Annotated in this window: 13 protein-coding genes, 1 tRNA gene and 1 other RNA gene; 8 read left to right on the forward strand and 7 right to left on the reverse strand. The window is 71.0% G+C overall.

What is annotated here, in order from left to right:
• Window position 1 precedes the first annotated feature (1 nt).
• The 3 genes from ABZ321_RS06340 to ffs all read right to left on the reverse strand — a co-directional run bounded on the left by ABZ321_RS06340 (window position 2) and on the right by ffs (window position 3,861).
• Entirely contained in the window at window positions 2-322 is a 321-nt protein-coding gene (locus ABZ321_RS06340) for a YbaB/EbfC family nucleoid-associated protein (RefSeq protein ID WP_344501458.1), read from the reverse strand.
• Between the two features lie 308 nt (window positions 323-630).
• Window positions 631-3,669, reverse strand: a complete 3,039-nt coding sequence (locus ABZ321_RS06345) for a DNA polymerase III subunit gamma and tau (RefSeq protein ID WP_354889745.1) — start codon at window positions 3,667-3,669, stop codon at window positions 631-633.
• A gap of 98 nt (window positions 3,670-3,767) precedes the next feature.
• Window positions 3,768-3,861, reverse strand: an RNA gene (gene ffs / locus ABZ321_RS06350) — signal recognition particle sRNA small type.
• 55 nt (window positions 3,862-3,916) lie between these two features.
• Between ffs and ABZ321_RS06355 the strand changes: the two genes are divergently transcribed.
• The 3 genes from ABZ321_RS06355 (at window position 3,917) to ABZ321_RS06365 (ending at window position 6,212) form a co-directional block, all read left to right on the forward strand.
• Window positions 3,917-4,001, forward strand: a tRNA-Ser gene (locus tag ABZ321_RS06355).
• Between the two features lie 1,050 nt (window positions 4,002-5,051).
• Window positions 5,052-5,957, forward strand: coding sequence for a helix-turn-helix transcriptional regulator (locus ABZ321_RS06360; protein WP_354889747.1), 906 nt, complete (start codon window positions 5,052-5,054; stop codon window positions 5,955-5,957).
• A 75-nt stretch (window positions 5,958-6,032) separates the two neighbouring features.
• Entirely contained in the window at window positions 6,033-6,212 is a 180-nt protein-coding gene (locus ABZ321_RS06365) for a DUF397 domain-containing protein (RefSeq protein ID WP_354890204.1), read from the forward strand.
• 65 nt (window positions 6,213-6,277) lie between these two features.
• Here ABZ321_RS06365 and ABZ321_RS06370 read toward each other — a convergent pair whose 3' ends face one another.
• The 3 genes from ABZ321_RS06370 to ABZ321_RS06380 all read right to left on the reverse strand — a co-directional run bounded on the left by ABZ321_RS06370 (window position 6,278) and on the right by ABZ321_RS06380 (window position 8,451).
• Window positions 6,278-6,472, reverse strand: coding sequence for a DUF397 domain-containing protein (locus tag ABZ321_RS06370; protein ID WP_344501306.1), 195 nt, complete (start codon window positions 6,470-6,472; stop codon window positions 6,278-6,280).
• A gap of 187 nt (window positions 6,473-6,659) precedes the next feature.
• Window positions 6,660-7,139, reverse strand: a complete 480-nt coding sequence (locus ABZ321_RS06375; RefSeq protein WP_354889750.1) for a DUF6232 family protein — start codon at window positions 7,137-7,139, stop codon at window positions 6,660-6,662.
• Between the two features lie 304 nt (window positions 7,140-7,443).
• A complete protein-coding gene (locus ABZ321_RS06380; protein WP_344501304.1) occupies window positions 7,444-8,451 on the reverse strand; it encodes a prephenate dehydrogenase/arogenate dehydrogenase family protein in 1,008 nt (335 codons plus the stop codon).
• Between the two features lie 114 nt (window positions 8,452-8,565).
• Here ABZ321_RS06380 and ABZ321_RS06385 point away from each other — a divergent pair, with 114 nt between their 5' ends.
• The 5 genes from ABZ321_RS06385 to ABZ321_RS06405 all read left to right on the forward strand — a co-directional run bounded on the left by ABZ321_RS06385 (window position 8,566) and on the right by ABZ321_RS06405 (window position 11,781).
• The gene (locus ABZ321_RS06385; RefSeq protein ID WP_344501303.1) at window positions 8,566-9,723 is read left to right on the forward strand and encodes a hypothetical protein; all 1,158 of its coding nucleotides are present in this window, start codon (window positions 8,566-8,568) and stop codon (window positions 9,721-9,723) included.
• 76 nt (window positions 9,724-9,799) lie between these two features.
• Complete coding sequence (locus tag ABZ321_RS06390; protein WP_354889753.1) at window positions 9,800-10,465, forward strand: hypothetical protein; 666 nt, start codon at window positions 9,800-9,802, stop codon at window positions 10,463-10,465.
• Window positions 10,466-10,572: 107 nt separating this feature from the next.
• Window positions 10,573-10,740, forward strand: coding sequence for a hypothetical protein (locus ABZ321_RS06395; protein WP_344501301.1), 168 nt, complete (start codon window positions 10,573-10,575; stop codon window positions 10,738-10,740).
• A gap of 68 nt (window positions 10,741-10,808) precedes the next feature.
• Window positions 10,809-11,327, forward strand: a complete 519-nt coding sequence (locus ABZ321_RS06400) for a tRNA adenosine deaminase-associated protein (protein ID WP_344501300.1) — start codon at window positions 10,809-10,811, stop codon at window positions 11,325-11,327.
• A gap of 28 nt (window positions 11,328-11,355) precedes the next feature.
• Complete coding sequence (locus tag ABZ321_RS06405) at window positions 11,356-11,781, forward strand: nucleoside deaminase (RefSeq protein ID WP_354889755.1); 426 nt, start codon at window positions 11,356-11,358, stop codon at window positions 11,779-11,781.
• Window positions 11,782-11,924: 143 nt separating this feature from the next.
• Here ABZ321_RS06405 and ABZ321_RS06410 read toward each other — a convergent pair whose 3' ends face one another.
• A complete protein-coding gene (locus ABZ321_RS06410) occupies window positions 11,925-13,583 on the reverse strand; it encodes a methyl-accepting chemotaxis protein (RefSeq protein ID WP_354889757.1) in 1,659 nt (552 codons plus the stop codon).
• Window positions 13,584-13,622 lie beyond the last annotated feature (39 nt).

Here is a 13,622-nt window from a genome sequence, read left to right on the forward strand (position 1 = left end):
GTTAGAATCCGGGCAGCCCGAGGCCGCCACCCAACCCGCCGAGGCCCGCGGTCAGCGGTCCCATCTTCTGCTCCGTCAGATCCTTCGCGGCCTGCGCGGCGTTGTGCAGCGCCGCGACCACGAGGTCCTCGAGCGTCTCCACGTCCTCCGGGTCGACCGCCTTCGGGTCGATCTTGATGCTGACGACCTCCCCGGACCCACGCACGACCGCCGTGACGAGACCGCCGCCGGCCGTGCCGGTCAGCTCGGCCTCGGCCAGCTCGGCCTGCGCGGCGACCATCTGCTGCTGCATCTTCTGCGCCTGCTTCATCATCTGCTGCAGGTTGGGCTGTCCACCGGGGCGCACGATCTGCTCCTCTTCGATATTCGGTCAATGCTCAGCTGGTCTTACCCTGGCACGCCCGGCCGGTACACCTCGGCCGCCGCACCGTCCTGCCGTGCCGCTGGGCCGGTGTTTCTCGGCCGCCGCACCGTCCTGCCATCCGGCGGGTGACCCTCGGCCGCCGCACCGTGCCGCTGTGCCGCCCTGCCGGGCCGCCGCCGCCGTGCCTGTCCTGCCACCCGGCCGGTGACCCTCGGTCGCGTCGTCCTGCGGGCCGGCCGGTCTCACTCGAAGCCCCGCCCTCCGGCTCAGCTCGTGGTCTCGCCGATCTTCTCCGCCCCGAGCGCCTCGCTGAGCAGCCGTAACGCGGCTTCTTCGCTCGACTCGCGGACGGAGCTCGCATCGTCGAGCAGCTCATCCCCCGGGTCCAGCCCGGGAAACCGCGGATCGGCGACCGGCCTGTCGTACTCCGGGTCGTACGGCGGCTCGTCCGCCCCCGCACCCTCCCACGCCGACTCGGCCACCGGCGCCGCGGCCGCCCGCCGTGGTGCGTTCGCCGCCCTGCTCGCCGCCTCGCGCGCCTGCTCGATGGCGCTCCGCGGTCGTGCGCCGTTCTGCTGGCGGGCGCCCCCTTGGGTGCGCGCGCCGTTGGCTCCCTGACCGCTACCTGCCCCGGACGGGCCACCACCGTTCGGCGACGCACCCGCCGCCTGCCCGGCGCCGGGCTGCCTGGTCGCCACCTGCGCCGATCCAGCCGCCGCGGATCCCCCGGGCGTGGCCGTCGCGGGCCACTCGCTCGCCTGCCCCTGACCCCCCTGGGCCGCACCACCTGGCGTGGCGATCGCGGGCCAACCGCCGCCCTGGCCGCCGCCGCTGACGTGCATCTGGTCGCCGCCCGCCGATCCTCCGGACAGGCCGCGCGGATCTGCCAGCGCCCCACCCGACGGTGTGCGAACCACCCCACCGGGCACGGCCGTCGCCGGCCAGCCGTCCGGCTGCGCCGCCCCACCAGGCACCGCGGGCGTCGGCCAACCCGCCTGCCCACCGCCCTGAGGACCAGACGCACCACCGTGCGCCGCCCCGCCGGCCTGACCCGCGTAACCACCCTGGGCCGGGTTGCCGCCCCCATGACCTGCGTGGGAAGCCTGGACAGTCGACGTGGCGTGGGTCCCGTGAGAGCCGCCGGCGCCGGGCACGGCCGCCGGAGTGGGCCAGCCGTCGCCCGCTTGGGACGGACCACCCGGAGAGCCAAGCGCCCCTGACGGACCGCTCGCAGGAGTGAAGCCGCCTGACGGGCCACCCGGAGCGGAGTGCCCGGAGGGGCCACCCGCGTGCGCGTCGACGGGGACCGGGTCGCCCGCGGGGCGGGCGGGCGTCGGCCAGGCCTCCGCGGCCTGCTGCGGGACTGCCGCACCGCCGGGACCGCCGCCCGACGGACCGCCGTGTCCCGGTGCGCCGCTGGGCGCCTGGCCACCCGGAGGGGCGCCGCCGGGGCCGGACGGCGTCGGGCGGGGCGGGGTGGGACGGGTGCCGCCGCCACCGCCGCCGGGCTGGCCGCCGACCTCGCACCTGACCTGCCACCTGCCGCCGAGCAGCTCGCTCAGCGCGGCGATGAGGACGTCGGGTGAGGCGTTGAGCATGTTGGCGTGCGCGGTGTGCTTGAACCCGAGCACGAGCGTGGTGCCTTCGACGTCCTGCACCGTGGCCTCGCGGACGATCGCGGCGGCCTTCTTCGACTTCCCGCTCACCAGGGACAGCACGTCGGTCCACACCCGCCGGACCGCGCCCGCGTCGAGCGCCCCGACACCCTGCGGGGCCGGCTGCGGCGGCACAGGAGGCGCGGCGGGAGGTGCCGGGGGTGCGGTCGGATGGGCCGCAGGCTCATACGCGACCGGAGCCCCACCACTCGCCGACTGCTGTGCGGCCCCGGCAGCGACCTGCTCGGAAGCGTGGGCAACCGGCGCCGACGCGTGACCGGCCGCCGGCGCGGAGCCGTGATCGGCCGCGGAGGCGTGACCCTCCGCGGCAGCGGGAGCGTGACCGGCCGCGGAAGCAGGACCGGACCCAGCGGGAGCACCCGCCGCAGGTGCGTAACCGGCCGCGGAGGCAGGGCCAGGCCCTGGGGCGGGCACGGGCGCGGGCGCGTATGCGGGCGCCGCCGTTGGACCGGGCACCGGGGCGCCGCCGGCGAGCAGGCGGCGCTCCATGCGCTCCAGCCGCTGCAGCAGCGCGCCGCTGGAGTCGTCGGCGCCGGGAAGCAGCATGCGGGCGGTGATCAGCTCCAGCAGCAGCCGCGGGGCGGTGGTGCCGCGCATCTCGGTCAGCCCGTCGTGGACGATGTCGGCGAACCGCGACAGCGTCGCCTGCCCCAGCTGGGTCGCCTGGGCGCCCATCCGCTCCAGCTGGTCGTGCGGCGCGTCGAGCAGACCCTTGGCCACGGCGTCGGGCACCTGCTGCAGGACGATGAGGTCGCGGAGCCGCTCGAGGAGGTCGGAGGCGAAGCGCCGCGGGTCGTGGCCGGCCTCGACGACCCGGTCGATCACGCCATAGGCGCCACGGCCGTCGTCGGCGGCCAGCGAGTCGCACATCTCGTCGATGAGGGCGACATCGGTGACGCCGAGCAGCGAGACGGCCCGCTGGTAGGTGACGCCGTCGGCGCCGGCGCCGGAGATCAGCTGGTCGAGGACCGACAGCGAGTCACGGGCGCTGCCCGCGCCGGCGCGGACCACCAGCGGGAAGACGGCGGGCTCCACCTTGACGCCCTCGGACGTGGTCAGCTGCTCCAGATAGGGCCGGAGCACCCCCGGCGGAATCAGCCGGAAGGGGTAGTGGTGGGTGCGGGACTTGATCGTCCCCAGCACCTTCTCGGGCTCGGTGGTCGCGAAGACGAACTTCACATACTCCGGCGGCTCCTCGACGAGCTTGAGCAGCGCGTTGAAGCCGGCGGACGAGACCATGTGGGCCTCGTCGATGACATAGACCTTGAACCTGCTGGAGACCGGCGCGAAGAAGGCCCGCTCCCGCAGGTCGCGCGCGTCGTCGACACCACCGTGGCTGGCGGCGTCGATCTCGATGACGTCGATCGAGCCGGCGCCGTCGGGCGCGAGCGCGCGGCACGAGTCGCACTCGCCGCACGGGTCGGGCGTCGGGCCCTTCTCACAGTTGAGCGAGCGGGCGAGGATGCGGGCGCTGCTGGTCTTGCCGCAGCCACGAGGGCCGGAGAACAGGTAGGCATGGTTGAGCCGCCCCGAACGCAGCGCCTGCGACAGCGGCTCGGTGACGTGCTCCTGCCCGATCACCTCGGCGAACGTGCGAGGCCGGTACTTGCGGTAGAGCGCGAGCGCCACCAGCGGTCCCTCCGTTCGCCTCGCTCAATCGGGCCGGCACCACGGTACCCCCAGGCACCGACAAAAAGCTGCGCCGCGACCGACCGGGGCCCGGACATGAAGGCGCCACCCGTGCACCCGTCAGAGCTCACTTATCCTTGCTGCCTTCCGGCCCTGGGGAGGTTCGTAAGATGACGCCGCACGAGTGGCTTGAGGAACACAATACCCCGTAGCGCGGAGCCCGTGAGGCATGGGTATCCTGGCGCACGGAGGATTCGCCTAGAGGCCTAGGGCGCACGCTTGGAAAGCGTGTTGGGATAAAACCCTCACGAGTTCGAATCTCGTATCCTCCGCCGGTCTGACCAGGCAAAACGCCGGGACGCCCCACCAGGGCGGCCCGGCGTTCGTCGTTCAGGACCCACACCGGAGGCGTTCAGGACCCACCCTGGAGGCGTTCAGGACTCACCCCGGAGTCACCCCGGGAGCCCACCGAGAGGCGCCCAGGCTCATCCGAGGACGGTCGAGGGCGGAACAAGACCCACCCGAACGGCGGACCACCCGAAGAGCCGACACCGCGCCGCCCCCCGCGCGACAGGCAGTCTTCACGCTCAATCTGCCATATAGCTGGTTGGGACCTGGCGCCCTGTGACACCACATGCGACCATGAGTGCATGGCCAGCCGGCTAGGGGGCGAGAAAACACAACAGCACCCGGCGGCCACCGGGTGCTGTTTGTGATCGCTTCCACCTCTACGACTACGCGGAGGGTCAGCGGTGATACCCACAGCAATCCTTGCGCATCCTGCACCCCTCCGCAAGACCGAGAGGGAAAGGGAGATGCGCACCTTCTACCGGAGTCCGGACATCCTGGTCACAAGCGACCATTTTTCGGTGCTCCGCCCACGCCCTGTCCGCTTCCGGATCAGGGACCTCAGAGCTGCCTACATCGTCCGGCACGGATCGCCCTCACTACGCCCGCAGCTGGAGATTCGCGCGGGTTACGGGGCAAACGACGTCCGGCTCTTCATCACCACCGACTCGCGGACCTTTGGACAGGTCCGTCGCGCACTCATCCGCGCCCTGGAGCAGAGCAAAGCAGCACGTAGTTAGGCCCCAAATGACCGCGCGCGAGCCAACGGACTCGCGCGCGGCATCTTGGGTTCATCAAGATGATGCAGAAGTGCAACTTGCAATATCGCTACCTGGTGGATGGCCTGTCGTTACCATCCCCGGGGCGGCGGACGGTGCGAGCCACCCGCAGGCGACCTCCCCAGAGGTCGGTGCGCGGTATAGCCTGTATTTTGGCATTCACCACATCCGCCCAACCGTCTGCGCGTAGCGTCACGAAGTGGCTCCCTACCTGCAATGTCGCTGGTAGGCATACGTCCCTTGGAGGGGCTGGACATGGCACCGGGTGACACTCCCGCCGTGGCCCGCCGCGCCGTCCGCTTGGCTATCAAGGACGCGCGGACGGCGAAGGGGCTCACCCAGTCGCAGGTAGCCGAGGCCATGGAATGGTCGCTGTCCAAGGTGATGCGCATCGAAAGCGGCGAGGTCACCATTTCGCAGAATGACCTGCGCCCTCTGCTGAGCCACCTCGGAATTCGCGACAGAGCACGCGTCGACGAGCTCGTGCAGGCCGCCAAGGCATCAAAGCAGCGGCAGCAGTGGTGGGACCACAAGCGCTACGCTGGAATGCTGACGCCGGCGATGAAGCAGTGGTTCAGCTACGAGGCCGAAGCCAGCTCCATGCGGCTCTTCTACTCCGCGTATTTTCCAGGGTTCCTGCAGACCCCGGAATTCGCGCGTGTTCTACTTGAGTTCTTCGTCGACGACCTCACACAAGACGAGATCGCGGCGCGCATCGAGACGCGGACCCAGCGTCGACAGGTCCTTGAGCAGCGAAGAGGCCGACCCAACGTCCATCTGCTGCTCGACGAGTCAGTGCTTCGCCGGACCCTCGGCCTTCCGGAAGTGCTGGGCCGCCAGTTGTCCGCCGTGCTCGACGTCATCAACGAGGGCTGGCTGACAATTCGCGTCGCACCATTCACCGTCTTCAACATTGCCATCGGGAACTGGGATCTTTTCTATCTCGGGTCCGAAGATCTCGACCATGCGGTTCTCTATCGCGAAAACGCCACCCGGGACGAAATCATCGACGACGCCGTCAGTCTGCAGCGGCATCTTGTCCAATGGGACAAGATCTGGCACGCGTCGTATGACGAGACCCACAGCAAGGAAATGATCGAGAGTCGCGCCCACGAACTCCTCGCCATTCATAACTCCCCAGGACGCGAACCTGCGGGATAGGGCACCTCAAGCCTGAGGTGTCGACTCCTTTTCCGAGAGGAAAGAAGTATAGTGCAACCTACTGTGGCGCCACTTGTGTGGCGCAGAAGCCAGGCGTGTGCCAGCTCGGCATGCGTCGAGGTCGCAGAACACTCGAGCTCATTCTTCGTCCGCGATTCGAAGAATGCCGCAGGCTCGGTGCTGACCTTTGACCGGGCGGAGTGGGGCGCTTTCATCACCGGCATCAAGACCGGCGCGCTCACGACGTCCGTTTGACATAACGAATGGTGAGGTTGAGTGCGACGAACGTTCAAGACGCCGCAGCGCCCAACCTCACCGGCTCATTCGATTCGCCCCTCACGCACCGCCCCGATGAACGATGCCCAATCGTCGGCGCCGAATCCCAGGCGAGGGCCTTCAGGATTCTTCGAATCGCGGACCAGAAAGCGGTCCTCGGCCCGCGCCACCTCGACGCAGGCGGCACTTGCGCAGGACCGGCTCTTCCGCCAGGTCAGCCCGTTCACACCGTCGGCCACAGGGTCCTCCTCCCTTTGGACCTGCCCTCCAGGATACGGACGGTCACGAGCGGCGCCACCGAGATTTCATCGATTTGCATGAGTTTGGCATGTGTGAATGCCTCATTCATGTGCAAACCGGGGCCAAAAGGCAACGATCATGCCGCCTGCGTTTTGCAAATCGCAGGCGGCACGATCGCCCAGGCCACTAGAGGGTCTGGTTGAGTCTCCGGAAGGCCTCGTCATAGCCGGCCAGATCGCGCCGGTCCATGCTGCGGGAACGGGCCTCGAACGCGCGCATCAAGGCTCGCTTGACCTGACCGAACACGAGCATGTCGGAGGAGCTGAACAACGTGACCGGCACGCCCAGGTGGTGACCCACCAGGTGCAGCGTCCGGGGGGTGAGCGCCCGCGACGTCGAGCCGACCATCGGCGGCGCGACGATCGCGGCGAACGCGAACAGAAACTCGCCGGCCGAATCGATCAGCGGCCAGGCGACGAGCACCGCGAGGACGGCAAGACCTCCGAGCACCATGAGAACGATCCGGGCCGGGTGAATCGAACCGCGGACGACGTGCACCCCCTGCACCTCGTCCAGCACGTACACCTGCGGCTCCGGCGACCAGAGGGCGAAGATCTCCTCAGTGATCATCAGGTCGGTACTTCGGTAATACACCGTCGTTGACATTGCTCCCCCTCCCTGTCGGGCAAGTCAATCGCGGTCGTCCGTGCCGCGAGGTATTCGGCGGGTCCCCATCCGCATGTGAATCACCCCGCGTAGTCAGAGTCGGCTGTCGATCACAATTCCGGCCCCCACCGGAGACTCTGGCCGTCCATCCGCCCTACCAGTATGGATGAGGTGCCTCACAGATCGCCAGACTTCAACCAGCCATATCGCAGATTGACGTACTACGGGTGGCTGTCACGCAACCAGCTGTGTACGGACGGTTACAGCTAGGCGTACCAGAGAACGACGGCGAATGAGAGCACAATCACATAGCTGGACGGACGGCACGCACCGTCTTGCCGTCGTCGGCGACGGCGGAGACCCAGCCGCCGACCCGTCCCAGCCGCAGCAGGACGTCGGCCCGGGCCGGGAGGTCGGCGGTCTCGCCCGGCGTGGGCGGCCACGCCTGCCGGGCCGCGTGGCCGGGCGTCAGCCACGGCACCAGGGTCGTGATCGGGTCCGCGCCGTCGAGGGCGGCCCGCGCGGCGGCCAGGTCGGCGAGCACCGCGTCGAGGGCGTCCAGAACCGCCTCCGCGTTGCCGCCGCACATGGCCGCGGTCAGCTCGGGGCGGGCGGCGGCGACCCGGGTGCCGTCGCGGAACGAACCGGCGCCGAGCGTGCCCGCCAGCGGGTCGGCGGCGATCCGGGCGGCGACGGCGGCGGCGACCAGGTGCGGTACGTGGGAGATCGTCGCGACCGCGCGGTCGTGCTCCTCGGCGGTGGCCGGGACGACCCGGGCACCGAGCCCGGTGATGAGCGCGGCGAGCTCGATCCAGTCCCGCAGGCCGGCGCCGTCCTCCTCAAGGCACAGCACCCAGGCGCAGCCGTCGAAGAGGCGCGGGTCCGCGGCGGTGAAGCCGGAGGTCTCGCGGCCGGCCATGGGGTGCCCGCCGATGAACGTGGCGAGGGCCTGCCCGCCGGTGCGGAGCCGGTCGAGGGCGAGGTCGCGGACGGGGCCTTTGACGGAGGTGACGTCGGTGACGACGCCGACGTACGCCAGCGACGCCAGCTCGTCGAAGACACTCCCGACGGCCGGGAGCGGCACGGCGACGACCGCGAGATCGGCGTCGCGGACGGCGTCGGCGACCGTGGCGGTGACGTGCCAGCGGGCGTCGGCGGGCGCCTGAGCCGCGGCGGTGCGGGCGGTCGCCCTGGTGGCGGGATCGGCGTCGTAGCCGGTGGCATGGTGCCCACGCGCCGCGAGGGCACGCAGGACCGATCCGCCGATCAGTCCGAGCCCGATCACCGCCACGTTCAACGTCGCATCACGCACTGCGGAACTCTCGCACACCTGCCGATCACCCGTTCGGCTCGGGACGACCACCGAACAGCCTTAAGGAACCGATTCATTCCTATTTGGGCGGTTACAACCCGTTAGCGTGCTCACATGCGACTTTTCCGGCAATTCGTGAGGACCGCCCTCGTGGCGGCCGCCGCCACGGCGGTCTACGGGCTCTCCGGCGGCGGCCAGGCGCACGCCGCGGTGGTCGAGAAGACACCGCTGCTGTCGCCGTCGTTCGACGGCACCGTCTGGGCCGTGGCCTACTCCTCCGACGGCGGGACCGTCTACGTCGGTGGATCGTTCAGCAAGGCGATCGTCAATGGCAAGAGCATCGCGCGGAGCCGGCTCGCGGCGATCAACACCCGCACCGGCGCGCTGCTGGACTGGGCCCCCGTCGCCGACAACACGGTCCGGGCACTCGCGGTCGACGGTAACTCTGTGTATGCGGCCGGTGACTTTTCGAAGGTCGCGGGGGTCAAGCGGGACTCGCTCGCCGGGCTCGACGCGACCACCGGCGCGGTGACCACATTCAGCCACGAGGTGTCCGGCTCTCCGGTCACCCTCGGGGTGGGCAGCGGCCGCCTGTATGTCGGCGGCAAGTTCAGCACGATCGACACGGCGAAGCGGACCAACCTCGCCGCGTTCAGCCTCGCGACGGGCGCGCTCGACGCGGACTGGGCGCCGACCACCGACGACAAGGTGGAGGCGCTCGCCGTGACGAGCAGCCGGGTGTACCTCGGCGGCTCCTTCCACAAGACCAACGGGGTCAGCAACGCCTTGCGGCTCACCGCGGTCGACTCGGTGGACGGCAAGCTGGACAAGACCTTCATGCCGCGGCCGTCGGCCATCGTGCTGGCGGTGGCGGTCGGCCCGGACGGCGTCTACGCGGGCATCGGTGGGCAGGGCGGACGTGCGGTCGCCTACACCACCGCCGGCAAGGCCCGGTGGACCCGGGTCTTCGACGGCGACGTCCAGGCGGTCACGGTGCTCGACGGCGTCGCGTACGTCGGCGGGCACTACGACAAGGCATGCACCACGAACAGCAACGGCTCGCAGGGCGCGTGCACCGACGGGTCAGTGTCGCGGGTGAAACTCGCCGCGATCGACGACCGCGGAAAGCTGCTCGACTGGGCGCCGCAGGGCAACGGCGTCGCCGGGGTGCGGGCCATGGCCGCCAACCAGGCGCTCGGCCAGGTCGTCGCCGGCGGCGAGTTCACCACCATCGGCGGCGTGACGCAGAAGCGGATCGCCCTGTTCGGCTAGGAATTCGGACCAGACATCGGTAGGTCGCTGCGCAGCCCGGTCGTCCCTCTGGGACGGCCGGGCTAAGCTCTTTTTCGTGGCAGTGAACGAGTCGCCGTGGAGTTCGCCGGACGCGTCGCGCCCCGCGAGCCCGGCACCGGCGTTGCCCAACAACCCCCAGCCGGTCGCGCCGGGGCTGCCCGGCAGCCCTCAACCGGTCGCGCCGGGGTTGCCCGGCGGGCCCAAGCCGGTCATGCCGGGGTTGCCCAGCAGCTCCCATCCCGTCCCGCCGCCGCCGCACGGGGCGCCGAGCCTCACGGCAGGCCGGCCGTGGCCGGGCGCCAGCGGGCCACCCGTCATCGGGCCCCCACCACGCCTGAGCGCCACCCGCCCGCTCACCCCCGCCGCGTCCTATGGCGCCTGGCAGGGCGTGCTGCGGCCGCCGCCGTTCGTGGTCTCCCAGGGGCCGCTTCGGCCCACGTACCGTGAGCCGCTGCCGGTCCGCAGCCCGATGGTCACCGCCGGCGCCGCCGCCGGGGCCGCCTGGATGCTGCTGTTCGGTCTGCTCGCCACGGGCGCCCGCGGGTACATCTGGCTGACGATCATCGCCGGGGTGCTCGCCTGGGTGGCGTCGTTCATCCTTGCGAGGTTCGGCGACCGGGGCGTCGCCGTGGGCGTGGCGGTCTCCAGCGGCATCGCCGTGGCGATCGCCGGCATCGTCGTGGCATACCGGCTCGCCGGCGGCGACTGGGTCCTGTGGTGAGGCGCGAGCACCGCTGAAAAGCGTCGGCCGAACACGTTCGGTAGCTGGCACAAGGACTTTCCCGCGCGGGCTTGACGTGGATTGCGGCGAGGATCACTCTCAGCAACATGGCTTTGAGGCTGCAGCGGCTCGATCCTGAGCGGCGTCGTCGGCGGCTCGCGCTGCTGGTCGAGCTCGCGGACGCGAAAGCGCTTCGCGAGCGGCTCCATCCACGCCGTCTCCGCGCCGACCGGATCCGCGAGCTCATCGCGACTCGCCGACGACTCGCCGACTAGCCCTGCGCCAACCGCCGATCTGCTCGAATAGTGTTCTCGGGTAACGACGAACACCGACCGGGGGGACCGTGTCGCACTTCGCTGCCGCTGTCACACGCGGCTCCAAGAGCTGGGCCGCGGCCGAGCTCGACCTCAGTGGCGTCGCCGACGTCGAGGAGGTCACCGAACGCCTACGCGACACCGACCCGGACGCGACGGTGTCACTGCTGTTCGTCGAGTCCGACGACGCGTATCTGGTGATCCTGCGCCTCGACGACGGCGAGGATCTGCGGATCTTCGGCTCCGACTCCATCTTCGCCGCCGAGTCGCGCCTCGGCGCCATCCTCCTCGGCGACATCGAGGAGCAGCTGCCGGAGATCGTCGACGAGGAGGCCGACACCGACGAGGAGGATGACGAGGAGCGGCCGTCGGCCGAGCCCGACATCGAGCCGGTCGGCGATCCGGAGCTCCTCGCCGACCTCGGGCTGCCCGGCGGGCGGCTGCTGGAGCTGTGCGCTCAGGAGGGCATGCTCCCGGCCGACCTGACCGCGGAGATCTGCCAGGCGATCGGTGCCGGCGACGAGATCGAAGAGCTGCGCGAGGCCTGAGGCGTTGCACCAGCGCTGGGAGCCGGCGATGCGGCGGGCCCTGGCGGTCGCCGCGTCGGCCGGCGCCGACGTGCCGATCGGGGCGGTCGTCCTCGGCCCCGACGGCACGGAGCTCGGCGCCGCCCACAACGAGCGGGAGGCCACCGGCGACCCGACCGCGCACGCCGAGCTCCTGGCGCTGCGCCGCGCCGCCGTGCGCCTCGGCGCCTGGCGGCTGGAGGACTGCACCCTGGTGGTCACCGTCGAGCCGTGCACGATGTGCGCCGGCGCCCTCGTGCTCGCCAGGGTCGGCACCGTGGTCTTCGGCGCGTGGGAGCCCAAGACCGGCGCCGTGGGCTCCCTGTGGGACGTCCTGCGCGACCGCCGGCAGACCCACCGTCCTGAGGTGTTGGCAGGTGTACTGGCGGCAGAGTCCGCGACCCTGCTCCAGACGTTCTTCCACCAGCAGCGCTGACGCCAAGGCAACGCCGACGCACCCGCGGCCGTGACACCCGGGCCCCACGATGCACCGGCGGCCCTGACGCACAGGCGGCGTCGATGCACGGGCAACGCACCGGCGGCACCGGCGCCCCTGCGGCAGCGCTGCGCGCCGCCGCGTCAGGTTCGGAAGCGGCCGGCCAGTTGCTGGAGCTCGTCGCTGAGGCGGGTCAGGTCGGCGACGGCCGCGTCGGCCTCGGCGAGGTTGGTCGTGGTCTGCTGGGTCGCGTCGGCCACGCCGGTGATGTTGGTGGCGATGTCGGTCGAGGAGTCGGCGGTGTCGGCGACGCTGCGGCTCATCTCCTTCGTGGTGGCGCTCTGCTGCTCGACGGCCGCGGCGATCGTCAGCTGATACTCGTTGATCCGCGCGATGATCTCGCTGATGCGGCTGATCGCCTCGACGGCCTCGGCGGTGTCGACCTGGATGGCGCTGACCTGCTCGGAGATCTGGCCGGTCGCGCGGGCGGTCTCCTGCGCCAGGTCCTTCACCTCGCTGGCCACCACGGCGAAGCCCTTGCCTGCCGCGCCGGCGCGGGCCGCCTCGATCGTCGCGTTGAGGGCGAGCAGGTTGGTCTGCGTCGCGATGGCGGTGATCGTCGCGACGATGTTGCCGATCTCCGCCGACGACGCGCCGAGCTGCGACACGGTGTTGGTGGTGGTGGCCGCGACGCTGACCGCCTCGGCGGCGACGGTGACGGCCTCGTTGGCGTTGCGGGCGATCTCGCGGATCGAGGCGTCCATCTCGTCGGCGCCGGCCGCGGCGGCCTGGGTGTTGGTGGAGACGCTGCCCGCGGACGACGCGACCAGGCCCGCCTGCCGGGCCGCCGCCGACGCGCTGCCGGCGAGGAGCTTGGTGACGGACGTCAGCCGGGAGGTGTTCTGGCCGAGCGTCCGGGAGCCGGCGGTCAGCGAGGAGACGGTGTCGCGCAGCCCGGTGCGGGCCGCGTTGACCGCGGTGGCCATCTGGCCCAGCTCGTCCCGCCCGCGCACCTCCGCGGACGTCGTCAGGTCACCCGCGGCGACGGCACCGAGGGCCGCCGACACGCTCGACAGCTGGCGTCTCGTCAGCCGTGCGGCCCAGACGGCCAGGATCAGCGCGAGCAGGATGCCCACGGTGTAGGCCACGATCATCGTGGTGCGGGCATCGGAGAACCGGGCCTCGACCTGCGCCGACCGCGCCTCCGCCTCGGACAGCTCGAGGTCCTGCACCTTCTGTACCGCCGCAAGCAACGCCGACTCGATCCGCTCCGCCTGCTGTTGCTGCTGGGCGGCCGGCACGGGCGAGCCGGCGGCGGCCGCGCCCTCGCCCAGGAACGCGGCGTTGCGCAGCTGCCGGTAGGCGAGGATGGTCTTCTCGAGCTCGTCGGCGGCGGCGAGGCGGGCCGGTGAGGCCTCGGCGGCCCTCCGGTACTCGGCCAGGTTCTGGTCCGTGTGGGCGTCGGCCTTGGTGATCTCCTCCCGCGCCGCCGCGAGCCGCTGCGCGTCCGGCGCCGGTGCGGACTTGGTCAGGATGTAGACCAGCACGGTGCGGTAGAGCAGGCCGATGTCGCCGCGCAGCTCGGAGAAGGTGCTGAGGCTGTCCACGTGGTGCGCCTTGATCGTGCGTACGTCGCTGCGCATGCCGAGCATCGTGGTCAGCGACGCGGTGCCGATGACCAGCGCCGCCAGGGCGACGACGCCGACGACGAGGGCGTTGCGCGCGTTGAGGCCGAGGTCCGCCAGCAGGCCGGTGAGCCGCCCCCGCGGCACGGTCACGTGGATGTCGGACCGACGCTGCATGGTGAAGGCACCTTCCGTCCCGGCGATCGATACCGGACG

The sequence above is a fragment of the Dactylosporangium sp. NPDC006015 genome, from assembly GCF_040614215.1.
In the GTDB taxonomy this organism is placed as follows: Bacteria; Actinomycetota; Actinomycetes; order Mycobacteriales; family Micromonosporaceae; genus Dactylosporangium; species Dactylosporangium maewongense.

Excerpts from the sequence above, each read along its gene's own strand:
- ABZ321_RS06360 (WP_354889747.1), top strand. The coding sequence starts at position 5,052 with ATGGCACCGGGTGACACTCCCGCCGTGGCCCGCCGCGCCGTCCGCTTG.
- ABZ321_RS06375 (WP_354889750.1), bottom strand. The coding sequence starts at position 7,139 with ATGTCAACGACGGTGTATTACCGAAGTACCGACCTGATGATCACTGAG.
- ABZ321_RS06385 (WP_344501303.1), top strand. The coding sequence starts at position 8,566 with ATGCGACTTTTCCGGCAATTCGTGAGGACCGCCCTCGTGGCGGCCGCC.
- ABZ321_RS06395 (WP_344501301.1), top strand. The coding sequence starts at position 10,573 with ATGGCTTTGAGGCTGCAGCGGCTCGATCCTGAGCGGCGTCGTCGGCGG.
- ABZ321_RS06405 (WP_354889755.1), top strand. The coding sequence starts at position 11,356 with ATGCGGCGGGCCCTGGCGGTCGCCGCGTCGGCCGGCGCCGACGTGCCG.
- ABZ321_RS06410 (WP_354889757.1), bottom strand. The coding sequence starts at position 13,583 with ATGCAGCGTCGGTCCGACATCCACGTGACCGTGCCGCGGGGGCGGCTC.